Origin of the sequence: Allosphingosinicella sp. (assembly GCF_036402135.1) — a bacterium.
In the GTDB taxonomy this organism is placed as follows: Bacteria; Pseudomonadota; Alphaproteobacteria; order Sphingomonadales; family Sphingomonadaceae; genus Allosphingosinicella.
The window spans coordinates 31,963-54,865 of the sequence record NZ_DASWTN010000029.1; the positions used below are offsets into that span (position 1 = coordinate 31,963).

Annotated in this window: 26 protein-coding genes, 1 tRNA gene and 1 pseudogene; 15 read left to right on the plus strand and 13 right to left on the minus strand. The window is 63.8% G+C overall.

Translation table 11 applies throughout. The features are described from left to right. The first annotated feature begins 49 nt into the window (after nt 1-49). From VGD10_RS08290 to VGD10_RS08320, 7 genes are all read left to right on the plus strand, one after another. Nucleotides 50-123, plus strand: a tRNA-Gly gene (locus VGD10_RS08290). A 93-nt stretch (nt 124-216) separates the two neighbouring features. Beyond that, entirely contained in the window at nt 217-651 is a 435-nt protein-coding gene (locus tag VGD10_RS08295; RefSeq protein WP_331040344.1) for a biopolymer transporter ExbD, read from the plus strand. Between the two features lie 103 nt (nt 652-754). Then, the gene (locus VGD10_RS08300) at nt 755-1,393 is read left to right on the plus strand and encodes a thermonuclease family protein (RefSeq protein WP_331040345.1); all 639 of its coding nucleotides are present in this window, start codon (nt 755-757) and stop codon (nt 1,391-1,393) included. A 320-nt stretch (nt 1,394-1,713) separates the two neighbouring features. Then, complete coding sequence (locus VGD10_RS08305; protein WP_331040346.1) at nt 1,714-2,415, plus strand: hypothetical protein; 702 nt, start codon at nt 1,714-1,716, stop codon at nt 2,413-2,415. Continuing rightward, nucleotides 2,412-2,744, plus strand: a complete 333-nt coding sequence (locus tag VGD10_RS08310) for a hypothetical protein (RefSeq protein ID WP_331040347.1) — start codon at nt 2,412-2,414, stop codon at nt 2,742-2,744. The genes VGD10_RS08305 and VGD10_RS08310 overlap by 4 nt, the downstream gene beginning before the upstream one ends. Beyond that, nucleotides 2,737-3,171 (plus strand): hypothetical protein, encoded by a 435-nt coding sequence (locus VGD10_RS08315; RefSeq protein ID WP_331040348.1) that lies wholly within the window; start codon nt 2,737-2,739, stop codon nt 3,169-3,171. The genes VGD10_RS08310 and VGD10_RS08315 overlap by 8 nt, the downstream gene beginning before the upstream one ends. Before the next feature lie 84 nt (nt 3,172-3,255). Next, the gene (locus VGD10_RS08320; RefSeq protein ID WP_331040349.1) at nt 3,256-3,510 is read left to right on the plus strand and encodes a TfoX/Sxy family DNA transformation protein; all 255 of its coding nucleotides are present in this window, start codon (nt 3,256-3,258) and stop codon (nt 3,508-3,510) included. Nucleotides 3,511-3,526: 16 nt separating this feature from the next. Here VGD10_RS08320 and VGD10_RS08325 read toward each other — a convergent pair whose 3' ends face one another. Both VGD10_RS08325 and VGD10_RS08330 read right to left on the minus strand, forming a co-directional pair. After that, nucleotides 3,527-3,880 (minus strand): cupin domain-containing protein, encoded by a 354-nt coding sequence (locus VGD10_RS08325; RefSeq protein ID WP_331040350.1) that lies wholly within the window; start codon nt 3,878-3,880, stop codon nt 3,527-3,529. 416 nt (nt 3,881-4,296) lie between these two features. Next, nucleotides 4,297-4,509, minus strand: coding sequence for a hypothetical protein (locus VGD10_RS08330; RefSeq protein WP_331040351.1), 213 nt, complete (start codon nt 4,507-4,509; stop codon nt 4,297-4,299). A 182-nt stretch (nt 4,510-4,691) separates the two neighbouring features. Here VGD10_RS08330 and VGD10_RS08335 point away from each other — a divergent pair, with 182 nt between their 5' ends. After that, the gene (locus tag VGD10_RS08335; protein ID WP_331040352.1) at nt 4,692-5,738 is read left to right on the plus strand and encodes a PHB depolymerase family esterase; all 1,047 of its coding nucleotides are present in this window, start codon (nt 4,692-4,694) and stop codon (nt 5,736-5,738) included. 74 nt (nt 5,739-5,812) lie between these two features. Here VGD10_RS08335 and VGD10_RS08340 read toward each other — a convergent pair whose 3' ends face one another. The 7 genes and pseudogenes from VGD10_RS08340 to VGD10_RS08370 form a co-directional block, all read right to left on the minus strand. Beyond that, nucleotides 5,813-6,253 carry a hypothetical protein gene (locus tag VGD10_RS08340; RefSeq protein ID WP_331040353.1) on the minus strand — a complete coding sequence of 147 codons (441 nt, stop codon included), beginning with the start codon at nt 6,251-6,253 and terminating at the stop codon, nt 5,813-5,815. Nucleotides 6,254-6,396: 143 nt separating this feature from the next. Further along, nucleotides 6,397-6,737 (minus strand): annotated as a pseudogene (locus VGD10_RS13390) (YjhX family toxin). Between the two features lie 210 nt (nt 6,738-6,947). Next, the gene (locus VGD10_RS08350; RefSeq protein WP_331040355.1) at nt 6,948-8,168 is read right to left on the minus strand and encodes an ATP-binding protein; all 1,221 of its coding nucleotides are present in this window, start codon (nt 8,166-8,168) and stop codon (nt 6,948-6,950) included. An 86-nt stretch (nt 8,169-8,254) separates the two neighbouring features. Then, on the minus strand, nt 8,255-8,713 hold the full coding sequence (locus tag VGD10_RS08355; RefSeq protein WP_331040356.1) for a hypothetical protein: 459 nt from the start codon (nt 8,711-8,713) through the stop codon (nt 8,255-8,257). Nucleotides 8,714-8,717: 4 nt separating this feature from the next. Further along, nucleotides 8,718-9,770 carry a ribonucleotide-diphosphate reductase subunit beta gene (locus VGD10_RS08360; protein ID WP_331040357.1) on the minus strand — a complete coding sequence of 351 codons (1,053 nt, stop codon included), beginning with the start codon at nt 9,768-9,770 and terminating at the stop codon, nt 8,718-8,720. 47 nt (nt 9,771-9,817) lie between these two features. After that, nucleotides 9,818-10,237 carry a hypothetical protein gene (locus VGD10_RS08365; protein ID WP_331040358.1) on the minus strand — a complete coding sequence of 140 codons (420 nt, stop codon included), beginning with the start codon at nt 10,235-10,237 and terminating at the stop codon, nt 9,818-9,820. A 173-nt stretch (nt 10,238-10,410) separates the two neighbouring features. Then, a complete protein-coding gene (locus VGD10_RS08370; RefSeq protein WP_331040359.1) occupies nt 10,411-12,312 on the minus strand; it encodes a ribonucleoside-diphosphate reductase subunit alpha in 1,902 nt (633 codons plus the stop codon). A gap of 320 nt (nt 12,313-12,632) precedes the next feature. On the opposite strand from VGD10_RS08370, the gene VGD10_RS08375 reads away from it, so the two are divergent. The 3 genes from VGD10_RS08375 to VGD10_RS08385 are packed head-to-tail and all read left to right on the plus strand — an operon-like array spanning nt 12,633 to nt 14,934. Beyond that, nucleotides 12,633-13,301 (plus strand): glutathione S-transferase family protein, encoded by a 669-nt coding sequence (locus VGD10_RS08375; protein ID WP_331040360.1) that lies wholly within the window; start codon nt 12,633-12,635, stop codon nt 13,299-13,301. Nucleotides 13,302-13,334: 33 nt separating this feature from the next. Next, the gene (locus tag VGD10_RS08380; protein ID WP_331040361.1) at nt 13,335-14,225 is read left to right on the plus strand and encodes a DMT family transporter; all 891 of its coding nucleotides are present in this window, start codon (nt 13,335-13,337) and stop codon (nt 14,223-14,225) included. Between the two features lie 37 nt (nt 14,226-14,262). Next, nucleotides 14,263-14,934, plus strand: a complete 672-nt coding sequence (locus VGD10_RS08385; RefSeq protein ID WP_331040362.1) for a COQ9 family protein — start codon at nt 14,263-14,265, stop codon at nt 14,932-14,934. On the opposite strand, the gene VGD10_RS08390 is transcribed toward VGD10_RS08385, so the two are convergent. After that, on the minus strand, nt 14,931-16,067 hold the full coding sequence (locus VGD10_RS08390; protein ID WP_331040363.1) for a hypothetical protein: 1,137 nt from the start codon (nt 16,065-16,067) through the stop codon (nt 14,931-14,933). The genes VGD10_RS08385 and VGD10_RS08390 overlap by 4 nt on opposite strands. A 184-nt stretch (nt 16,068-16,251) precedes the next feature. Here VGD10_RS08390 and VGD10_RS08395 point away from each other — a divergent pair, with 184 nt between their 5' ends. From VGD10_RS08395 to ssb, 3 genes are read left to right on the plus strand one after another with little or no spacing between them, the layout of a single operon-like run. Next, the gene (locus VGD10_RS08395) at nt 16,252-16,515 is read left to right on the plus strand and encodes a FeoA family protein (RefSeq protein ID WP_331040364.1); all 264 of its coding nucleotides are present in this window, start codon (nt 16,252-16,254) and stop codon (nt 16,513-16,515) included. Next, nucleotides 16,512-18,353 carry a ferrous iron transporter B gene (gene feoB / locus VGD10_RS08400; protein ID WP_331040365.1) on the plus strand — a complete coding sequence of 614 codons (1,842 nt, stop codon included), beginning with the start codon at nt 16,512-16,514 and terminating at the stop codon, nt 18,351-18,353. Before VGD10_RS08395 ends, feoB begins: the two co-directional genes overlap by 4 nt. A gap of 9 nt (nt 18,354-18,362) precedes the next feature. Next, the gene (ssb, locus tag VGD10_RS08405) at nt 18,363-18,851 is read left to right on the plus strand and encodes a single-stranded DNA-binding protein (RefSeq protein WP_331040366.1); all 489 of its coding nucleotides are present in this window, start codon (nt 18,363-18,365) and stop codon (nt 18,849-18,851) included. Here the strand turns inward: ssb and VGD10_RS08410 are convergent. Together VGD10_RS08410 and VGD10_RS08415 are read right to left on the minus strand one after the other, a co-directional pair. Further along, a complete protein-coding gene (locus VGD10_RS08410; protein ID WP_331040367.1) occupies nt 18,848-19,384 on the minus strand; it encodes a DUF177 domain-containing protein in 537 nt (178 codons plus the stop codon). The two genes, ssb and VGD10_RS08410, sit on opposite strands and share 4 nt — an antisense overlap. Then, nucleotides 19,381-19,905, minus strand: coding sequence for a ubiquinol-cytochrome C chaperone family protein (locus tag VGD10_RS08415; RefSeq protein WP_331040368.1), 525 nt, complete (start codon nt 19,903-19,905; stop codon nt 19,381-19,383). The genes VGD10_RS08410 and VGD10_RS08415 overlap by 4 nt, the downstream gene beginning before the upstream one ends. Before the next feature lie 149 nt (nt 19,906-20,054). Here VGD10_RS08415 and VGD10_RS08420 point away from each other — a divergent pair, with 149 nt between their 5' ends. Further along, the gene (locus VGD10_RS08420) at nt 20,055-20,519 is read left to right on the plus strand and encodes an outer membrane protein assembly factor BamE (protein ID WP_331040369.1); all 465 of its coding nucleotides are present in this window, start codon (nt 20,055-20,057) and stop codon (nt 20,517-20,519) included. A gap of 14 nt (nt 20,520-20,533) precedes the next feature. On the opposite strand, the gene VGD10_RS08425 is transcribed toward VGD10_RS08420, so the two are convergent. Continuing rightward, on the minus strand, nt 20,534-22,798 hold the full coding sequence (locus tag VGD10_RS08425) for an NADP-dependent malic enzyme (RefSeq protein WP_331040370.1): 2,265 nt from the start codon (nt 22,796-22,798) through the stop codon (nt 20,534-20,536). Between the last annotated feature and the right edge of the window lie 105 nt (nt 22,799-22,903).

A 22,903-nucleotide genomic window follows, 5' to 3' on the forward strand; every position in this document is an offset into this window, starting at 1 on the left:
AGGCTTGACCCCCACAGTCGAACGGTGGCAGTGCCTTGAGGCGCAGCGGGCGGGTGTAGCTCAATGGTAGAGCAGAAGCCTTCCAAGCTTACGACGAGGGTTCGATTCCCTTCACCCGCTCCACGCTTCTCTCTTCTCTCCCGCTCCGCCCACAGAAGACGCTTTGCCTCTCACTCAGATAATGTTATGTTGTTACATAACTATGAGGAGAGTGCCATGAGGAAGAGCTTCGTACCTGCTTATGGGAGCACGCCCGATGCCCCAATCAGCGACCTCAACACGACGCCTTTGATCGATGTGATGCTGGTGCTGCTCATCATGTTCATCATCACCATTCCAGTCGCGACCCATAAGGTGACTCAAGACCTGCCGCAGGGACCGCCGCCGGTCGTGAACAAGGAGCCGGTGGTGCACCGGTTGGAGCTGGATGCGGCGGGGCGGATCAGCCTCGACGCCGTGCCGGTAGCGCCCGGCGAGCTCCGCGCGAAGCTCGCTGCAATCGCGGCCGAACCCCGCGCCGACCTCCTGCTCCGCGCCGACGGCGAGGCACTTTACGTGCGCTTCGACGAAGTGATGGCGACGGTGAAGCGGGCAGGCATTACGCGGCTCGGTATGATCGACAATCAGCGTCATATCGCGGCCCTGAAATAGGGCCGCTTCGGCGGTCTGGCGCCTCCGGGGACGGCCTAGGTATTCTTCCGGAATGGATCAGCTTTCGCGCAAGGGAATAGAAGCGGCGCGATAGGGTCGCGCCATGCCGAAGCAATGGAAGCCGCGCGTCGTCCAAGGGGGCAGACGCAGTCGCCGACGCGGCGCCCCCCCGGTCGACTGGAACCGGTACAAGGCGCAGCCCCGCTGGCGCTTGTCGCCGGGCGAGATCGGGCTGATGCTGGCAGCGGGCGTCTTCCTCGGCCTTGCCTATGCGGTAACGCCCGCCGGAGAAGGCGGCGAACCCGATGTCGGCACCTTCCCCGCGGCGGGCCGGGCGGCGCCGAAAGCCGCGTTCGAGCCGCCGCGCATTCAGGAAATTGTGTCCACACAGGCGGAGGAACCGACGGGTGGCGGACTTGGCGCTGTCGATCCTTCGGCAGTGACGATCATCGATGGCGACACCTTTCGCTACCGTGGAGACAAGATCCGGATCGCCGACATCGACACGCCGGAAATGGAAGGGCGCTGCGCTTACGAGGCCCAGCTTGCGGCGCGTGCGACGGCGCGGATGGAGGAGTTGCTCACAGCCGGGCCGTTCGAAATGCACGGCGTCGACCGCGATGAGGACCAATATGGCCGCAAGCTCCGAGTGGTGACGCGCGACGGGCAGTCGCTCGGCGATCAGCTGGTCGCGGAGGGGCTGGCGCGGACATGGGCGGGGCGACGGGAGCCCTGGTGCTGACATTGGGGCCGCCGCCGGCGGCTTTCAAGCGGGGTTCAGCGGCTAAGGCAGCCACGCGGCCCGGAGGGAACCGCAATGCGCTTTCTGCTGATCGGACTGATATTGCCGGCGACGGCGACCGCCGCTCGCACCCATCATGCCGCCTCCTTCTGCCGCCAAACTGAGGAAAGGCCTGCACGAAGTAAGCGGCGGCGCGGAAGTGGAAGTACGCGCCGATTTACCGTTTCTTAGACGCCAGTTCGTTACGGGGCGGTTCCTGCACCGAATGGGGCTGAACCTTGTTTCTCGATAAGTCTCGGATTGGAAAAGACACGGCCGCAATGGTGGTCAGCGAGCCCCACGCGGGAGCAGCCGTCGTCAAGGTCGGCCGGCGGGCGGCGAGCCTGATCTGCTACCTGCTGGCAGGCCTGCTGATGCCGGTGGAGATAGCCTTTGCATTTGCCGACTTCGATTATCTCGGGCGCGAGATCTTTCTCTGGATGACGCTGGGTCCGATCCTTCTCCTCCTGCTCATCGGAGCGGCTCTTTCGCCCGGACGAGGGCCCAGGGAGATCGGCCTCACTTTGCTCATTTCGACGAGCCTTGGCCTCATCGCGCTTGGGGCTCTCGGATACGCGGTTTTTGAGTCCGCGGGCAGGATATTTGCGGACGATCAATCGGCGCAGGCGTTCGGAAACCATTCGATGGGCGCTGCGAACATCGTGGCGCTGCTGACGGCAGGACTTCTCCTGTTCGGACGCCGCCCCACGGAACGGATCGTGGGCGAAGCAACCGCGACCGAAAGTGAATTCGAGCGACGGATTAAGGCGCATAAACCTGGCGAGCCGTTTGTCTGGGAGCAGAATATCGAGTTGTCGACGGACGACTGGCGATGGAAGCTGCTCCGTTTCCTGCTGAAGGACGGCAAAAGCTATCGGTGGACTTTCGGGGATCCGACCGCTCTGAAGAGCTTCAAAGCGGATGCCGAGATCGGCTCGGAGCCAACGCTGAGTAAGCACGGCGCGAAGGGGGATATCCAATGATGGAGCGGACGGGACCGACGATGGTCGGGGTGATAGCCGGTGTACTGGGCATCGGACTTGGGCTGTGCGGTTTTGCGGCGCTGTATCTCGCTCCCGAGGGGGGCGACGTATCACTGTTCCTCATGCGCGGCGCAATCCTCGCCAAGGCCAACCCACTAGTGGCATGGATCGATGCACTGTCACTGGTCGGCGGCGGGATTGCGTTGCTGCGGGGCCATGGCTGGGCAGGCAACCTCGTTTTAGGAACGTTTATTCTGGCCTGCGTCATGGTTCCGGAAAGCAGCCCCTGGGCTGATCCGCCAGCCACCATTCAGACGACGAATGCGTAGGTTTCTAAGCCTCGCCTGCTTCGCCATCGGAGGCTTCATCCTCACTTTGGCAGCCGTCCCGGCGACGGTTGTTTACGCGGGCATCTGGGTCACGCAGCTCGACATGCTTGTTGGCATGATCATCTTCGCCGCCCCCTTCCTCTGCTTCGGCAGCACCCTGACGCCTGGAAGCGAACGGTCGGAGGTCGGCACGACGATGATGGTCGCAGCTTTTCTCGGTCTGCTGCTCGGGCTCGGCAACATGGCGTTGCATCTCGACCGGGACGTTCAGCTGCTCTTCCCCGGCAGCGCGCAACCGCTTGTTACGCCCCTATTCGCCTTCGCCTATCTCGCGTTGCTCGCAAGTTTGGGATGGCTGCTCCGGCAGTGGGGAGCCAGGCGAGCGGCTCCGCCGCCAGACGAGAACGAAGAGAAGGTTGCCGCCTAATCGCGCGTGCGAAGGCGCGTCAGCGATAAGTGACAGATTTCCGGGCGGCTGCTAAAGGTGCGGCTTCACAAGCGGAGGTTGGCGATGGACAGTCCGATCGAATCCGTTCCGAGCATCGGCAAGGTTCTCGGGCAAAGGCTGCGGGACGTCGGCATCACGACGCGCGGCGAGCTGCTGGCGGCGGGCGACGACAAAGCCTTCGCCCTGCTGAAACATGCGCTGCCCGAAGATGCCTGCACCCATACCCGCCTTGCCCTCGCCGGCGCCGTGCGGGGCGTTCACCACCGGGATCTGGAACCCGAGCTGAAATCCCGCCTGACGGCAGCGATGCACGGCTGAGCAGCCTTCGCGCCCGTCAGATCGCCTGCTTTACCGCGGCCGTTGCGGCATCGCCGGTATTCGGCGTGCCGGCGGGTTCGATGAGGAGGATGTGGGTTTCCTCCTCGGCGACTGGGCGGTGCTCGACGCCCCTCGGCACGACGTAGAACTCGCCAGGGCCGAGCGTGACCGGCCCGTCGCGCAGATCGATGGTGAGGCGGCCCTTCAGGACCAGGAAGAAGTCGTCCGTGTCGGCGTGGCTATGCCAGTTGAACTCCCCCTTCACCTTCACGACCATGAGATCGTGACCGTTGAAGGCGCCGACGATCTTCGGCGACCATAGATCGGAAAAGGCGGCGAGCTTTTCCTCGAGATTGATGGGTATCGTCATGCCCCCCGCTCCCCTGCGACCGTGTTCACACCATAGCCGGTGGCAAATCGAAGGAGAAGACGCGTGCGGTGACCATCCGGCGGCTCCTGGTGTCGCTGTAGCCCTGGCTCGCAGTGCGGACGAGCAGCCCGGCCCTCGCTAAGGTCACACTAAGGTCACACCAAAACGACCCTGCGACGCCCGCCCGGACAGCCTGACAAGAGAAAGAGCGCGGCCGCTGGAAGCCTCCGAGCAGCGACGGTGGCAGGCGGAATCCTATTTGTATCCAACAAAAAGCGGGCGGGGCCAGCAGCGGCAGGCTTTGGAATTTCTCCCCTCTTTTGGGGGACTTAGTGCGCGTGGCTCAAGGGCGTATTTACATCCGCCGCGCCCCTCCTCCGCGCGGTTACGTCGGAGAGATGCATGGCGAGGCGATGTCAGCCCAGTTGATGCGGGGATTCGGAAGGGGCCTGGAGGCGCGATGCCTGGCAGAGGTTGCGAAGCTGCTTGCCGATCGAAGGACCGGACAGATGCGCCTGCACATTGTCGAAGCGTTCCCTTTTCAGGGCCTGGCGGATTTCGGAGACGCCGAGGCAGGTGCCGGAGCGGGCGAGGGAGAAGGCGCGTTCGAGCGTCGTGGGGTTCTGCATATTCCCCAATATGGGGTTGCGCGGCCGAAAACCTAATTTTCAGCCATCGGTGGCAAATTGCTGCACCGCAACATACATGGTGAAGGCACGTTATAGGCTTCGTGCGAACCAGCGGGAGCAGCGAGATGTCGAGAATGAATAGAGGCCTGAGGCTGCCGCGGGTGGCCAAGGGGATCGGCATCATGAGCCGCCTTCCGGCGGGAGGCGAGGACCGGCTGGCCGACCTCGGCGGCATTGGCTCCAATCCCGGCAAGCTTCGCGCGCGCTATTATGTCCCCGAAGGCTTGAAGCCTGGCGCGCCGCTGGTCGTGGTGCTGCACGGATGCACGCAGAATGCGGCCGTGTACGATCATGGATCCGGCTGGTCGCGGCTTGCGGACCGGCACGGCTTTGCCTTGCTGTTTCCGGAGCAGGCGCGGAGCAACAATCCCAATCTCTGCTTCAACTGGTTCAACCCCGACGACGTCACCCGTGGCCGGGGCGAGGCGGCATCGATCAAGGCCATGATCGACAGAATGATAGAGGCGCATGGCGCCGATCCGGCGCGGATCTTCGTCACCGGCCTTTCGGCAGGGGGGGCGATGGCGGCGGCGATGCTAGCCGCCTACCCGGAGCTGTTCTCCGCAGGCGCGATCATCGCCGGCGTTCCCTACGGGTGCGCAAGCGGAGTCGCCGAGGCGTTCGAGTGCATGGCGGGCGGCGGCAGCGGCGATGCGCGCTCGCTGGCGGCAAACGTCCACGGTGCATCCGGCCACAAGGGGCCGTGGCCGCGCGTCCAGATCTGGCAGGGCAGCGCCGACCATACGGTCGCGCCGAGCAATGCCGATGCGCTGGTGCGGCAATGGACCGAGCTGCACGGCCTCCGCGCCGCCCCTGCCCGCACGGAGGAGAGCGGCGGCCATCGCCGCAGCATCTGGACCGGGCCTGAGGGCAAGCCGCTGGTCGAGCATCATGCGATCGCCGGCATGGGCCACGGCACCCCGCTCGATCCCGGCAGCGGCGAAGGGCAATCGGGCGAGGCGGGCCCGCACATGCTGGACGTGGGGGTGAGTTCCACCGACGAGATCGCGGCGTTCTTCGGAATTGCGCCTGCGACGGCAGCGGCGAAGTCGCGCAAGACCGCCCCGGCCGCCGCAGGGCCGCGTCCGCGCCGAGCCGCAGCTCCGGCGGCTGAAGGGGTTCAGGCGACGATCGAGAAGGCGCTTCGGGCCGCTGGTCTGATGCGCTGAGCAGGCGCCAGCGCTTCAGGCGCCTGGAATGTCAAAAGAGACCGGCGGCCGTTACAGCCGCCGGTCTTTCACGTTTAGCGGCGTATATTCGCGCCGGCGCTTGCGTTGGCGGCAGCCTGCACCTCGGCGCGGCTGAGGCTCGTCACCAGGCCACGGCCGGTGCGGTAGAGGGCGCTCAGCGGTACGCGGAACTGGCGGTTGCCCTGCACCACGAGGGCGCTGTTCGCCTCCACATGATGTACGGTGCCGATGCGGCGCCCGCGATTGTCGCGGACCTCGGCTCCGGTGCGCAGGTCCGCGCGGGTGACGAGCACCGCATCGCTGGAAAGCGCGCGGTTGACCTGCCGGTCCACGCCATCGACGGTGCGGCCGACCGCATTGCCGACGCCGTTCACGGCGCCGCCGGCATTGACGCCCACGCCTACATTGGTGCCGAGACCGACATTCACCTGCGCGAGAGCGGGAGAAGTCGCAACAACGGCGGCCAACGCCGCAAGCTTCAATGATTTACGCATAATACCTCCTGATACTTTTGCCCCTAAGGCAAGCGATCAACGGGCGGGATGCGGCGCCTGTTGCATGAACTGAAAACTACGTTTCGTTCAGGCAACGTTTAGGCAGTCGCAGGGGCAGCGCGGACGCCGCCCCTGCCCTTTGGTCACCTGTTGTCGAGCTGCGCCCTTACCGCGGCCAGGCCTTCGCGGCTGATGCGGTAGGGGGCGCCGTTGGTGCTGGCGATCAGGCGGCGGCGCTTCAGGCGCTTGAAGACGGCATCTAGTGTGGACCTGATTCACGGCCGGCTTCACCGGACGATCAGGATCCATGCGGCAGTCGTCCAGACGCCAGGCAGCCTGTCCTGAGCGCGTGCAAGGCAGTCGAAGGGCGGTTGAAGCAGTCCACCTCAACGATCTTGCCCGTTTCCGGGTCGCGGCGGTGCACGATGCGGCCGCCCTGCGCCAGCGCGTGCAGCACGCGCTGTTCGTATTTCGATATGTTCACTTGGAAGCCTATCTTCAGACATGAAGACGGCGTGGGAGATGAAGGTTGGCCGGCTTGGGCCACCTCGCATTCCACGCGCGAACGGACAGCACTGACGGCAAGCGTCAGGTCCGTATCAGCGGGCGGCAATCTCCGGCATATTCCACTCCAGAATTGGAGGCGGCGAATTACGGGGCGGGTGGGGCAGAGGTCAAGACGGAGAAGGGATGATTACCGTAGGTTTGGGTTCCACCGCCCATCCGCACCGAACTTTGGGCACTCGGCCCAGCCGAACGACTGCCAGAGCAGATCGAAGCCCGGCTGGAGCAGCGCGTCCGCCGACAAGTCCTGATCCTCAAGGTCTCCGATCCAGAATTCGGGCATCAAGATCTCGTCAATTTCTGATAGTTTGGACTCATCAAAGCCGTATCGATCGCGGGCTCCAAACTCGTACCCCAACAAGCGACGGAGCCCGATATTTACAACCGCAGAACCTGCAATCCCACAGAGACGGGCGAATTCGATCATCTTGATAGTGGCTTCGATCATGAAGTCGCCGACGGTAGTGGACGGTATAATCTTCCGATCATCGATCGTTATGCGGGCCGTGCGATAAGCGGTGATGGCACCGGTCCGGTGGACCTGCACATAGCCACCTAAAGCGTCCTGCCCGCGCCCGTGATAGATCGCCAGACCTTCGTAGTTGAAGGAGGAAGAGCCTCCGCCCCAGTCTGACATTATCAAATTAGACCAGTGACCGTGAGCAGCCTTCGGGTCTACCACTTGACGCCCGTCCGCCGACAGGAGGGGAGACAAACGAATTACGCAAACGGGGCCGGGGATAATCGGCTTCCACATACGGGCGAGCGAAAAGTCTTGTTTCCAATGCTCGCGTAGACGCTCAACTCTAGTCGATGATTGATCAAAGGCAGCTTTCAACTGCTCATAGCTGAGTTCAGAAATGTGACTCCCCATCCTTGCTACGAATTTAGAGTGTCCGTTGAATAAGTATCGATGAGGACTGTCGAACGACTGTGGAACGTCGAGGATCAAAACGTCCCCCTCAGGGGATTTTATGGGAGTGAATCGAACACCACTCAAACGGGGCTCTACACCCGCCTCTAAAATCTGAGAGAGTCGCCGAATCTCAGCATCTGGATCTCCAAGACGGAGGTTGGCTAGCTTCGACGCTACGCCTGCTGCTTCTGCCACACCAAACAAGATGGAGCCGCCACTTGCGTTAGCCATGGCGGACACGTCTTTTAAGAACTCGGCACGGTCACGGTCGCTTCGCTCTGGCAGGCGTGCTTTGAACTCGAGCGTTCGAGTTTCGGGGCTGGCTGCCGCGATGAGGGTTGCAAGTCTCTCCTCTGTCCACATCGCGAACTCGCAGAAACCTACTTCTTGGGCGGCGGCGGCGGGATCTTTGAGGGATCGGATCGCCGCGTCCAATCACCGTCTGGTCTTGGTGTAGGAGGTGATGGCGGTGACGGCGGCGAAGGTGGAGCGGGTGGTCTAGCCATTTGAACTCTTCTCCATCAGATGGTGAGCAAACCCAAGGACGACGTCAAAAGAGATAAAGTGAAAAGAGCGTACGCTGCGCGCCGCGCGTACCTCACTCGCTGGCGAGATGGCTGATCCTCGATCTCGGCGCTTTGCCTAGTGTAATAAGCCTGCACGATTTCGATCTGCTTCGCATGAGCCACAGCGGAATAATGCTGCTCAGCCATTGAGGCTGCCAAGGCCAGCAGGAAGCCAACCACTCCTATGTATAAAAAAGGGGAATCAGTAAATTGCGGCAGGCGAACATCCGCGGCAAAGAACAAACCCGGAATTGCGAGGACAGCTGCAGACGAAATTTGAGTGATCGTAGCTATAAGGCTATCCTCGCGTGCTTGTCTGTGAGAATTGAGGGAGGCACACTCCGCGAGCATCCATTCATAGCATTTCAGTTTATCGATATGGGCTATCGGATGCTGCGGATCGCTCTCAGCCATTATATCACTCCGCGGCCACCCCAGCCTGCGTGAACATATCCGCGCCCGCATCGGCCTCCGGCACATCGTTCGCCGCTTTGGCCTGCTTGCGGCGGTCGAAATTGTCCCAGACCTCGTTCCAATTGCCGCGGGTCGCGGCCTTTGAATATTCGGTGGCGCGGGTTTCGAAGAAGTTGGCGTGCTCGACGCCGTTCAGAAGCGGCGCGAGCCAGGGGAGCGGGTGGTCGTCGATCATGTAGATCGGCTGGAAACCCAATTGCCCAAGCCGCCAGTCGGCGATGTAGCGGATATACTTCTTGATCTCCTTCGGGCTCATGCCCGGGACCGGGCCCTGCTCGAACGCGAGGTCGATGAAGGCGTCTTCGAGCCGCACCGTCTTCTGGCAGACATCCATGATGTCGTCCTTCACCGCCTTGGTGAGGCAGTTCCGTTCCTTGGTGAAGGCGTGGAACAGGCGGGTGATGCCTTCGCAGTGGAGGCTTTCGTCGCGGACGGACCAGGAGACGATCTGGCCCATGCCCTTCATCTTGTTGAAGCGCGGGAAGTTCATCAGCATCGCGAAGGAGGCGAAGAGCTGAAGCCCCTCGGTAAAGCCGCCGAACATGGCGAGCGTACGGGCGATATCCTCGTCCGTGTCGACTCCGAACGTGGCGAGATAGTCGTGCTTGTCCTTCATCTCCTTATACTGAAGGAACATGCCATATTCGCTTTCCGGCATGCCGATCGTGTCGAGGAGGTGCGAGTAAGCGGCGATGTGCACCGTCTCCATATTGGAGAAGGCGGCGAGCATCATCTTGATCTCGGTCGGCTTGAACACGCGGCCATATTTGTCGTGGTAGCAATCCTGCACCTCGACATCGGCCTGGGTGAAGAAGCGGAAGATCTGGGTCAGCAGGTTCCGTTCGTGATCGGTGAGCTTCTGCGCCCAGTCGCGGCAATCCTCGCCGAGCGGCACTTCCTCCGGCATCCAGTGGATCTGCTGCTGACGCTTCCAGAATTCGAACGCCCAGGGATATTCGAACGGCTTGTACTGCTTGCGGGCTTCGAGAAGGGACATGGTCGTATCTCCGGACGTAAATCAATTAATGGCGGTCGTGCTGACCGTCAGAACAGCAATAAAATCGGGCCTAAAACGAGCATCAGGATCAGAGCGAAGTAGACTGGCAAGAAACGGCGTGGCTCTACTGCCTGCTGCTCCTCCTCCGAGACAAATTTGACGCCCCAGGGCGCCAGGAGAAGCGGCGACCACATCAGCAATGAAGAGGCGAGCGTGAAGAGGAAATCCCCGCCCCACTCGATGTCGGGAAAAAGCAGGTAAGTCGGATCGCCCCATGCGCCGAGAAAGACGAACATAGGAACGCCGAAGCCGCCCCACACACCGAGCAAAAGCCAATACCAGAGCCGAACCCTCCAGCCGACATAGGGACCGCTGGGATCCGTGCCGCCGGCGAGGTCGTAACGCACCGCCAGCAGGCCTGCCGTGAGCAGGAGGATCACCCCGACGACCACGAATGGATTGGTCATGCGCGCGCCTCACAGGGCAAACCGATAACGACAATCGGCGGGAAGCGGGGAAATGGTACTGGGCGTGGCGCCGATGCGGCCGGCGTCCGTCAACCCATTTCCCCGCCCGGAGCCGCGGCAAGGGAGTAAGCCGCGGCTTGGTCCCCCCGCTCGGGGAACCACAGAGGATGCCCTTATTGGCAGGCGAGACATTCGTCGTAGTCCGTCGTCGCCGCGAGTTCGATCTGCTTGAGGTCCGGCGTATTGTCGGCCTCGACGCCGCCGGCGAAGCCTGCGCGCTGCACGCTCTTTGAGCGGAGATAGTAGAGCGACTTGATGCCGAGCTCCCAGGCGCGGAAGTGGAGCATCAGCAGGTCCCATTTGTCGACGTCGGCCGGGATGAACAGGTTCAGCGACTGGGCCTGGTCGATATAGGGCGTGCGGTCGGCGGCGAGTTCGAGCAGCCAGCGCTGGTCGATCTCGAACGACGTCTTGAACGTGTCCTTTTCTTCCTGGGTCAGGAAGTCGAGATGCTGGACGGAGCCGCCCTGTTCGAGGATCGAATTCCAGACCGCGTCCGAATTCTTGGCCTTTTCGATCAGCAGCTTTTCAAGGTGCGGGTTGCGGACCGAGAAGCTGCCGGACAAAGTCTTGTGCGTGTAGACGTTGCCGGGGATCGGCTCGATGCAGGCCGAGGTGCCTCCGCAGATGATGGAGATCGACGCGGTCGGCGCGATCGCCATCTTGCAGCTGAAGCGCTCCATCACGCCCATGTCGGCGGCGTCGGGACACGGCCCGCGCTCCTTGGCGAGCATCATCGAGGCTTCGGAAACCTGGGCCGAGATGTGCTTGAAGATCTTGAGGTTCCACGACTTCGCCATGGCGCCTTCGAAGGCGAGGCCGCGGGCCTGAAGGAAGGAGTGGAAGCCCATGACGCCGAGGCCGACCGAACGCTCGCGCTCGGCGCTGTATTTGGCGCGCGCCATCTCGTCCGGCGCGCGGTCGATATAGTCGGTGAGGACATTGTCGAGGAAGCGCATCACGTCCTCGATGAACATCTTGTCGCCGTTCCATTCGTCCCACGTCTCGAGGTTCAGGGATGAGAGGCAGCAGACGGCGGTGCGGTCCTGACCCAGATGGTCCTTGCCGGTCGGAAGCGTGATTTCCGAGCACAGGTTCGAGGTGGAGACCTTGAGGCCGAGATCGCGGTGATGCTTCGGCATCGACCGGTTCACCTGATCGATGAAGATGATATAGGGCTCGCCGGTCGCGAGGCGGGTCTCGACCAGCTTCTGGAAGAGCGAGCGGGCGTCGACCTTGCCGCGCTCCGACCCGTCCTTAGGGCTCCGCAGGATGAATTCGGCGCCGTCGCGGACCGCCTCCATGAATTCGTCGGTGACGAGCACGCCGTGGTGGAGGTTGAGCGCCTTGCGGTTGAAGTCGCCCGACGGCTTCCGGATTTCGAGGAACTCCTCGATCTCGGGATGCGAGATGTCGAGATAGCAGGCGGCCGAACCGCGGCGGAGCGAACCCTGGCTGATCGCCAGCGTCAGGCTATCCATGACGCGGACGAAGGGGATGATGCCGCTGGTCTTGCCGTTAAGGCCGACCGGCTCGCCGATGCCGCGGACGCTGCCCCAATAGGTGCCGATGCCGCCGCCGCGGCTGGCCAGCCACACATTCTCGTTCCAGGTGCCGACAATGCCTTCAAGGCTGTCGGAGACGCTGTTCAGATAGCAGGAGATGGGAAGGCCACGCCCGGTGCCGCCGTTGGAAAGGACGGGTGTCGCCGGCATGAACCAGAGCTTCGAAATATAGTCGTAGACGCGCTGCGCATGCGGCTGATCGTCGGCATAGGCCGAGGCGACGCGGGCGAACAGGTCCTGATAGGTTTCGCCCGGAAGCAGGTAGCGATCGCGCAAAGTCTCCTTGCCGAATTCGGTGAGGAGCGAGTCGCGGGACGAATCGGTCTGAACCTCGAAGCTGCGCGGCGCGACCGATTTGGAGTCGGCCTTCGCCTTCTCCTTCTTTGGAGCCTCCGTCACGTTCACGGTCACGTCTTCAGTCCCCACCGAGTTGCCGCCTGAGAGGTCCATATCCTATCCCCTGTTCTACATTCGTTCTAGTGGGTTTAGACCCAGCCTACGCCAATAACCAGGGGAGCGGGGCGCTAATTTCGGCTTGTCCCCGATATCCACAGGGCACAATCATCCCGTCCGCTCCCAATATAGGAAGAGCGGCAGGCGCCTACAACGTCTAGCGTCGCCCCCTTGGCTGCGCCACAACCCATAGTGCCCGAACCGGATTCAGACACAAGAGGGTAAATGCGTTTTCCACACCTCAATTCGTCGCATTGGCGGATTTCCGCGGGTTCCTGTAGGCGTGGTCCAACCGCTCCAGGATAGAGGCTCAAGGCATGACGCTCAGGCTCTATTACCATCCCTTCGCTTCCTTCTGTCAGAAGGCGCTGATCGCGCTCTATGAGAACGGCACAAAGTTCGAGAAGGAGCTGGTGGATCTCGGCGATCCGGACAGCCGGGCGGCGTTCCAGAAGGTGTGGCCGTTCGCCAAATTCCCGGTCCTTCGGGACGAGGCGCGGAGCGTGACGGTGCCGGAATCGAGCGTGGTCATTGACTATCTTCAGCGGCATTATCCGGGGCCGGTGCGGCTGATACCGGAGGACCCGGAAGTCGCGATGCGGGCGCATGTGCTCGACCGTGTGTTCGACAATTATGTGGCGACGCCGCTCACCAAGATCGTCACCGATCATTTCCGCGCGGAAGGGCGCCGCGACCCGGAAGGCGTGGAGCAGGCCAGAGCACTGATCGCGACCAGCTATAAGATGCTCGACGACGAGCTGACGCATGGCGGCGAGTGGGCTGTGGGTGACGCGTTAACGCTCGCCGACTGCGCGGCGGCGCCGGCGCTCTTCTACTCGAATATCGCGGTGCCGTTTGGGGAGCACAGAAACCTCGCCGCTTATTATGCGCGGCTTGCCTCCCGCCCCTCCTTCGCGCGGGCGGTGGACGAGGCGCGGCCCTACCGGCACGTCTTTCCGCTGGAATGGCCGGCGAGCTACGCTTGACGTTGCAGACGCCCGCCGCTTAGCGCCGACCGCATGGATGAGGCCGCCCCACGAGCAGCGCCCCGCGCGGGCCGCTACGCCTTTGCGGCGCTGATCCTTTCCAACATCTTCCTCGCCATGGGGCCATGGATGGTGCGGCTCGCCGATGTGGGGCCGGTGGCGTCGGGCTTCTGGCGCATGGCGCTGGCGATACCGCTACTGCTGTTATTCGCGTGGCGAGGCGGCATCGGAAGCTTCCGCCCCTTCTCCGCCATCGGCGCGCTGATCGCGCTCGGCGGCTTCTTCTTTGCCGCGGACCTTGCGGCATGGCATTTCGGGATCAAGCTGACGAAGCTCGCTAACGCGACCCTGTTCGGCAACACGTCGAGCCTGCTCTTCCCGATCTACGGCTTCATCGTCGCCCGCATGCTGCCGAAGAAGCATCAATTGCTCGCCCTGCTGCTGGCGATGGCGGGCGCCGCCCTGCTGCTCGGCAGCAGCTACGAATTGTCGGCGCGGCACCTGAAAGGCGACCTGCTCGCGATCCTGGCCGGCCTCTTCTACACTTTCTACCTGATCACCATAGATCGGGCGCGGCAGACGCTGAAGCCTATGCCGGTGCTTGCGCTTGCGACCATCGCGGGGGCCGGCCCCCTGCTCCTCTTCTCGCTGGCGCTTGGCGAGCAGGTGATGCCCGTCGACTGGACGCCGCTCATCCTGCTGTCGCTTGGGTCTCAGGTGATCGGCCAAGGCCTTCTCGTCTATGCGATGGGGCATCTGAGCCCGCTCGTCACCGGCCTGGGTCTCCTCACCCAACCGGCGGTCACGGCTTTGGTCGGCTGGCTCGTCTATGACGAAAGGCTGAGCGCGCTGGACGGCGTCGGCGCCATCCTCATCTGCGCGGCTCTGGTGCTGATCCGGCTGCCGGAGAGAAGAGAAGCATGAGCTTGCAACACCGCCTCGCCATCCTCATCTAGGCAGCATGGAGAGCCACCCGGTCCCGCCGCTGGAAATGACGCTCGACGAGCTTCGGGCCGCGCTGGCGCCGCTGCTTCCCGCCCATGCGGCCTTCGACGGCTGGAGCGACAAGGCGCTTGCCATGGCCGCTTCCGAGCTTGGAGTGCCGGCGGAGCGTGCGAAACTCTGCTTCCCGGGCGGCGCCATCGAGATGATCGACGCCTGGTTCGATGCGATCGATATTGCCATGGCCAAGGCCTATCCGCTCGAGCGCATATCCAAGCTCAAGATCCGCGAGCGCATCCGCGATCTCGTCCTCTACCGGATCGAGGTCATCAACCCGCACAAGGAAGCGCTTCGCCGCGCGGTCGCCATCATGGCGCAGCCACAGAACGCGATGACCGGCGCGAAGCTCGCCTGGCGCGCGGCCGACCGCATGTGGCGGATCGCCGGCGACACCGCGACCGATTTCAACCATTATTCGAAGCGCGGCATCCTGTCGGCGCTCTACACCTCGACGATGCTGGTCTTCCTGGACGACCAGACCGAAGGCCTCACCGAAACCCGCGGCTTCCTCGACCGCCGCATCGACGACGTGATGCGTTTCGAGAAGTTCAAGGCCAGCTGGAAAGGCAGCCGCGAACGGCTTCCGTCGCTGAGCCGGTTTTTGGGAAGGCTGCGTTATCCGGCGGTCTAAACCGCCCGCGCCAGCTCCAGCGGCCTGCCGCCCACCTGGCGATAGATGCGGGGGCCGAGGTCTAGGCGGAAGGCGCCCATTTTGTCCGCGCCTTCCTTTTCGGTGCCGATCAGGAACGACTTGCAGGTCTGGCCCTTCTGCCCTTCGCCCCATTCATACTGGATGTTGATCGCTACGGTGGGGACGAAGATCGGGCGGCCCTGCACCTCCAGCACGCGGATGCTTTCGCGCGGCATCACGACCGACGGCTTGAAGCGGGCGGCGAGCTGCGGCGGAATAGTGACGGGCTCGCCCTTCGCCTCAAGCGGCGTTGCGAAGAAGGCCTTGATCGCCTCCTTCTGATCGGGACTGGGATTGAACATCTTGGCAGTGATGCGGACGTTCCGGGCCGCGCTCTGGCCGTTGTTCTTGACCAGAAGCTGGAAGTGGACGCTCGTATCCTGGTCGGTGGCGACCAGCTTTTCCGGCTTGAATTCGATGTCGAGCCAGGGGCGGAGCGCTTGGTCGACGACAGGCGCGACAGGTACGGGCGCGGGGCGCGGCATGGGCTGCGGCGCTGGCGCGGCTTCAGGCTCGGCGAGCCTGGCGCGGGCAAGCGCAGGCTCCGCCACGGCCCTGCGGCTTCGGAACCAGGCGAGGAGCCCAAGGAGAAGCAGGAGCCCGGCGCCAAGCGCGATCCACATGCTGTAAGCGGGCGGCGGGGCGACATTGCTCAGCGGCTGCTGAACCGGTGAGGGGGCAATGGCTGCGGGCGCTGCCGGTGCGGGCGCGGTCTGCTCGGGATAGAGCTGCTCGAACGTGGCAAGGTCAGTCGAGGGCGCGGCCTGTGCCGGCGCGGGCGCGGCTTGCTCCTGAGGACGCTGCTGTGCCTCGCGAGTAACGGGCGCTTCGGCGCGCGGGCGCGGCGGGGCCTCGGCTGTAGCCGCAGCCTCGCGGGCGGGCGGCGGCGTTTCGGGCTGGGCCGCAGGCTGCTGCGCCTCGACCGGCGGAGTGGTGCGGGTGCCCTTCAGCTGGAAATCGCGCAGCAAGGGTGAGCCGACCGTCGCGTCGGGCGCGGGCGCAGTGGTGTTCTGCGCGGCAGCCGGAGCCGCGGCGAGAGCAGCAAGGAGAAGAAGCGGATAAAGTCTCAGCATCAACTGGAAGCGTCTTCCGATTTCATGATCATGGGTCTCATCCGCATGCGGGCAATCCACCGCCACCGCGTCTCCCGAAGATGCGGCTTTGCGAATGAGCCTCAGCTTAACAGGCTCGGCGCGTTCGGGGAAGTCTTGGCTCTGGCTTTTCCCTTCCGTTATTGATAATCGTTCGCAGCAAGCCATGCAGATCAGCCTCGACCAGCTTCCGTTCCGAACCCCTGCCACGGTGACCGGCATCGACTGGTCGTCGCTTGGCGAGGCGGACGCGCGGCGGCTCCGCAACCTCGGCTTCGACGAGGGCGTAGAGGTGGAGGCGCTGCACGGCGCGCCGTTCGGCAAGGACCCGCTCGCCATCCGCGTTGGGCGGATGATGGTCGCGATGCGCCGCGCGCAGGCGCGGGCTGTGTCGGTCTCCATGCAGGAATTCGAGCAGGCGGCGGAATGACGAGCATCCCGCTGGTCGCGGTCGTCGGCAATCCCAATGCCGGCAAGAGCGCCCTCTTCAACATGCTGACCGGCGCGCGGCAGAAGGTCGGCAATTATCCCGGCGTGACGGTGGAGCGGAAGTCGGGGCGGCTGTCGCTTGCCGACGGGCGACCGGTCGAGATCGTCGACCTGCCCGGCGCCTACAGTCTCGATGCCACCAGCCCGGACGAGGAAGTCACACGCGACGTGGTGATGGGACGGCAGGAGGGCGAGCGGCTGCCGGACGCGCTGCTGCTGGTCGTCGATGCGACCAATCTCGACAATCATCTTCGCTTCGCGCTGCAGCTGATCGCGCTCGGGCTGCCGACGGTGGTCGCGCTCAACATGGTCGACCTTGCCAAGCGCGATGGCCTCACCATCGATCCGGAGCGGCTGTCGAAAGAGCTTGGTGTGCCGGTGATCGAGACGGTCGCCGTTCGGCGCCGCGGCATCGACGACCTGAGGGAGGCTTTGAGTCTCGCCGTCACCGCCGAGCGCCGGCCGCGCGGGGAGACGGAGGATTTCACCGCCGTCCAGCGCCGCGCGCGCACCATCGCCCGCGCCGCCATCATCAGCGAGACGGCGACGCGGCGCTCGACCAGCGCCATCGACCGGATCGCGCTTCATCCGGTGGCGGGGCCGATCATCTTCGCCCTCATCATGTTCTTCATGTTCCAGGCGGTCTTCGCTTGGTCGGAAGCGCCAATCGGCTGGATTGAGGGGCTGCTTGGGAGCGCGCAGGAAGGCGTCGCCGCGGTATTGCCGGACAATCTGCTCCGGTCGCTGATCGTGGACGGCGTGCTTGCGGGCGTCGGCGCGGTGGTCGTGTTCCTGCCGCAGATTTTGATCCTGTTCCTCTTCATCCTGCTGCTCGAGACAACCGGCTATATGGTGCGCGCGGCGTTCCTGATGGACCGGCTGATGGCGCGGGTTGGGCTTTCGGGGCATGCCTTTATTCCCTTGCTCTCCTCCTTCGCCTGCGCCGTGCCAGGCATCATGGCGACGCGGACGATTGAGGATCCGAAGCACCGGCTGACGACGATCCTGATCGCGCCGCTGATGACCTGTTCGGCGCGGCTTCCGGTCTATGCGATCATCATCGGCGCGTTCATCCCGGAAGCGAGCGTGGGCTGGGGCATCGGCCTTCAAGGCCTCGTGCTGTTCGGCCTCTATGTGGCGGGCGTGGCGGGGGCGCTGGTCGCGGCGTTGATCCTCAGGAAGACGGTGGCGCGCGGCGTGCAGCGCGGCTTCATGCTGGAGATGCCGAAATATCAGCTGCCGCACGTGCGCGACATCGCGCTAGGGCTCTGGCAGCGGGCGATCATCTTCCTGAAGCGCGCCGGCACGATCATCCTCGTTTCGACAATCATCCTCTGGGCTTTGCTCTCCTTCCCGCAGCCCAACGAGGGAGAGACGGCGCTCGACAGTTCGATCGCGGGCAAAATCGCCTCCGGTCTCGAAGTCGTCGTGCGGCCGATCGGCTTCAATCACGAGATCGCGCTTGCGCTGATCCCGGCGATGGCCGCGCGCGAGGTGGCGGTGTCGGCGCTTGCGACCGCTTATTCGATTGAGGCCGAGGATGAAGCAGCGGCCGAACAGCCGCTGATCGAGCAGCTTCGCGGCCGCTGGACGCTGCCGACCGCCCTCGCCTTCCTCGCCTGGTTCGTCTTCGCGCCGCAATGTTTATCCACAATTGCGGTGACGCGAAGAGAGACTAACGGCTGGAAATGGCCAGCCTTCATGCTAGCCTATCTGTTCACGCTGGCGTACCTCGCCGCAGGCGCAACATATTGGGCGGCAACCGCGCTCGGTCTTTAGGAGAACCCCATGGCGGGATCGGTCAACAAAGTGATTCTCGTCGGCAATCTCGGTAACGATCCGGAGTCGCGCTCGCTCGGCAATGGCGGCGAGGTCGTGAACCTTTCCGTCGCCACCTCCGAAACTTGGAAGGACAAGGACGGCAACCGGCAGGAGCGGACCGAATGGCACCGCGTCGTTATCTTCAACGAGAATCTCGGCCGCGTCGCCAAATCCTATCTGCGCAAGGGTTCGAAAGTGTACCTTGAAGGGCAGCTTCAGACCCGCAAGTGGCAGGACAATTCGGGCCAAGATAAGTACTCGACAGAAGTGGTGCTGCAGCGTTTCCGCGGCGAGCTCGTGCTGCTCGATTCGCGCGGTGGCGGCGGCGGCGCGTCCGACGATTTCGGCGGCGGCTATGACAGCGGCCCCGGCAGCTTCGGCGGCGGCGGCTCGCGTCCGCAGTCACGCCCGGCGCCCGCGTTCGACAGCGACCTTGATGACGACGTGCCGTTCTAAGAGCCGGGCTTCAGCTTGTCCCTGAGCATGGCGAAGGGGCTGGAATCGGCTTTCGCTTCTTCTTCGCTTTTCACGCCCGCTTCCTTGAGGATCGCGTCGGCGTCCGGCGCACGGGGATAGGGTTCGAGGCTGAGCGACATGGTTTCAGCCACAGCTTCACCAATGTCGATGGCCGCGCCATCGTAGAAGACCACGTCCAGTTCCTCGCCGCTGAGTTCGATCTCATCCTCTTCGGAGGCGCGGGCGGGCTGCGGGCGGAAGACGATATCGAACCGCTCTTCCACCTCTTCCGGCACCGGGGCCCCGCTGGCGACGCAGCTCTGGGTCACCTCGGCTTTCAGGGTTCCAGAGGCGCGCACCTCGTCGCCCGAACGGCGGATGTCAATTTCGGCGGAGAGGTGATCGATCGCCTCGAGCCCGAAGCGATGGGCGAGCGCGGTTCGCTCCGCTTCGTCGGCACCGATCGAAATGTGCCGGGCCTCGTTCCCCAAGGTGTCGATGCGGACGGTGCGGCTGAATTCGGGTGCGCTCATGGCTGCGGCACCTCCCCTCGAAGGATCTCCTCGGCAGGCCTGGCAACGAGCCCCTGGTGGAAGCGTTCCAGCCGGCGGCTGACGAAGCCGAGCGCGTGCTCGGAAGGCGGCGCGTCGTGGAAGATATTGCGGCGCACTGGTTCCTCAAAATCGCCGCCCGCCTGCGCAGCGTCGCGGAAGGCGGTGAGCCGCCCGCCGAGCGCGCCCATCATCTTGCCGACATGCTTGCCGACCATCAGGTCGCCGATGCCAATCTGCCGCACCGTTCCATCCATGTCTTCGATGAAGATTTCAGCGAGTTCGACCGCAGCTTGAGCTGTCCGCCCTCCCTCCCGCTCCAGCCGCAGGAGCACCAACGCCATAACCGCGGCGATCATGTCGAAACGGCCGTCGAGCGTGTCCGGCACCGCGCCATCGATATACCAGGCGGGATCGCGGCCGATCCTGACGATGCGGTCGTAGAGCGGCCGGCACTGGGATTGGGCGGGCCGGGAGCCGAAAAGGCGGGAGAAAAAGGACACTGGTTTCCCTCTGTGAGACGAGCGCCGTACTTGCGCCGTTCAGCTTTCATCGCATAATGGTGGCCGAAACGGCCGCCCGCAAGGCGGAGCCTCGCACGGAAGTGGCGCGCGGGCAGCTTTCAGGAGATTTCTTTACAATGAAGATTGGCATGGGACGAAGCGCTGTTCTGGCGGTGGCCCTCGGCGCGAGCCTCGTCGGCGGCTGCGCCCAGTATCGCGATCACCAGGGCTTCCTGCTCGACGAGACCCTCGTTGCGTCCGTGCAGCCCGGCGTCGACAATCGCGACTCTGTGTTGGGATCGCTCGGCCGCCCGAGCTTCGTCGGCCAATTCGACCAGCGCGACTGGTATTATGTGTCGCGCGACACGAAGAATCTCGGTTTCGCAGCGCCGCGTCCAGACAAGCAGACCGTGCTTCATGTCCGCTTCGACGAGGCAGGAAATGTGGCCGCGGTCGAGCGTACGGGCCTTGAACGCGTCGCGTCGATCAACCCTTCGAACGATAAGACGCCGACACTCGGACAGAATCGCGGCTTCTTCGAAGAGCTGTTCGGCAATATCGGCACGGTCGGCGCAACGGGCCAGCAGGGCGGCACCGCCGACAACCCGCAATAAGCAAGGTTGCCCGGCTAGCGGACGATCCCGCCCGCCGCCAGCACTGCCAGAGTCACGAGATCTGATGCGGTCGAGGTCATCGTTGCGACTTGCACCGGCTGCGCCATACCGACCAACATTGGGCCGATGACGGAGTCACCGCCTAGCTCAGAAAGCAGCTTCGCCGATAGATTTGCCGACTGAAGCCCCGGCATCACCAGCACATTGGCTGGGCCGGACAGGCGGCTGAACGGATAATATTTCGCCATGGCGGGATTTAGCGCCACGTCCGGCGGCATTTCCCCTTCATATTCGAAATCGGCGCCACGCTCATCGAGCAGGCGCACGGCGCCGCGGATATTCTCCAGGAACGTGCCCTCGGGATTGCCGAAGGTGGAATAAGACAGGAAGGCAACGCGGGGCTCGTGACCCATGCGGCGCGCAACCGCCGCCGCTTGCACCGCGATGTCCACCAGCTGTTCCGACGAAGGCCGCTCCGTCACCGTCGTGTCGGCCATGAAGACGGTGTGGTTCTGACCCACCAGCACCTGAAGCCCGAAAGGCGTGCCGCCCGGCATGGGATCGATCACCCACTGCACCTGGCAGAGCGTCTGGCTGTAGGGCCGGGTGACGCCGGTGATCATCACGTCGCCCTTACCCAGGGCGAGGAGCAGGGCCGCGAAGATGTTGCGATCCTGGTTGACCAGCCGCTCGACCTCCCGATGGAGGTGCCCCTTCCGCTGCAGGCGGCCATAGAGATATTCGACCATCTCGCCGACCAGCTCGGAATTGCGGCTGTTCTGGACCTCGAAGCTACTTGGATCGTCGACGCCAAGCGCGCGCAGCCGATCCGGAATGTCGTCGCGGCCGACGAGAACCGGCGTGCCGTAGCCGCCGTCGCGGAAGGCGATTGCGGCGCGGAGCACCACTTCCTCCTCCCCTTCTGCGAAGATCACACGCTTCGGATTTGCGCGTGCCGCGTCGTAGGCAAGGCTAAGCACCGAGGTCGTCGGGTTGAGCCGTGAGCGGAGGGTCGTCCGGTAGGCGGCCATATCCTCGATCGCCTTTTGAGCGACGCCGCTGTCCATCGCCGCCTGCGCGACCGCAGCCGGCACGATCTCCATCAGGCGCGGGTCGAAGGGCGCCGGGATGATATAGTCGGGGCCGAAATTGTGGGCCTTGCCGCCATAGGCCGCAGCCACTTCCTCCGGCACCTGCTGCCGGGCGAGTTCAGCCAGCGCTTCGGCGGCCGCGATCTTCATTTCGTCGTTGATTGTCGTCGCCCGCACGTCGAGGGCACCGCGGAAGATGAAGGGGAAGCCGAGGACGTTGTTGACCTGATTGGGATAGTCGGAGCGACCGGTGGCGACGATGGCATCCGGCCGCGCTGCCTTTGCGTCCGGCGGCAGGATCTCAGGATCGGGATTGGCCATGGCGAAGATGATGGGCGACGGCGCCATCTCCCGCACCATGTCCTGCGTCACCGCGCCGCCGACGGAGAGGCCGAGGAAGATGTCGGCACCGACCAGGGCTTCGGCAAGCGTGCGGCGGTCGGTATCTACCGCATGGGCTGACTTCCACTGGTCCATGCCCTCGGCCCGGCCCTGATAAATGACGCCCTTACGGTCGCACATCAGCACATGGTCGTGGCGGACGCCCATCGCCTTGATAAGCTCCGTGCACGCGATGGCTGCGGCACCGGCGCCGTTCACCACGACGCGAACGTCCTTCAACTCCCGGCCGGTGAGGTAGCAGGCATTGATGAGGCCGGCGGCGGTGATGATCGCGGTGCCGTGCTGGTCGTCGTGGAAGACGGGGATGTTCATCCGCTCGCGGAGCGTCTGCTCGATGATAAAGCAGGCGGGAGCGCCGATATCCTCGAGGTTGATGCCGCCGAAGCTCGGCTCCAGCAGAGCCACCGCATTGATGAAGGCGTCCGTATCCTCGGTCGCAACTTCGAGGTCGATCGAATCGACGTCGGCGAAGCGTTTGAACAGCACGGCCTTACCTTCCATCACCGGCTTCGAGGCAAGTGCGCCGAGATTGCCCAGGCCGAGAATGGCGGTGCCGTTTGAGATGACCGCGACCAGATTGCCCTTGGCCGTGTAATCGTAGGCGCAGGCGGGATTGTCGGCGATGGCGCGGACGGGGACCGCCACGCCGGGCGAATAGGCAAGGCTCAGGTCCCGCTGCGTCGCCATCGGTTTTGATGCGATGATCTCGATCTTTCCGGGGCGTCCCTTCGAGTGGAAGCGGAGCGCTTCGGCTTCCGAGAATTTGACGTTGCTGCCTTCGCTCATTCGGGTCTCCCTTGGAGGCGCTAACGCCTTAAGCGCGGTAACGTTACGGCCGCAAGGGTTGGGGATAAGTCGGATTGGCCGGTTTCAAGCACCGGCCTGACCCAC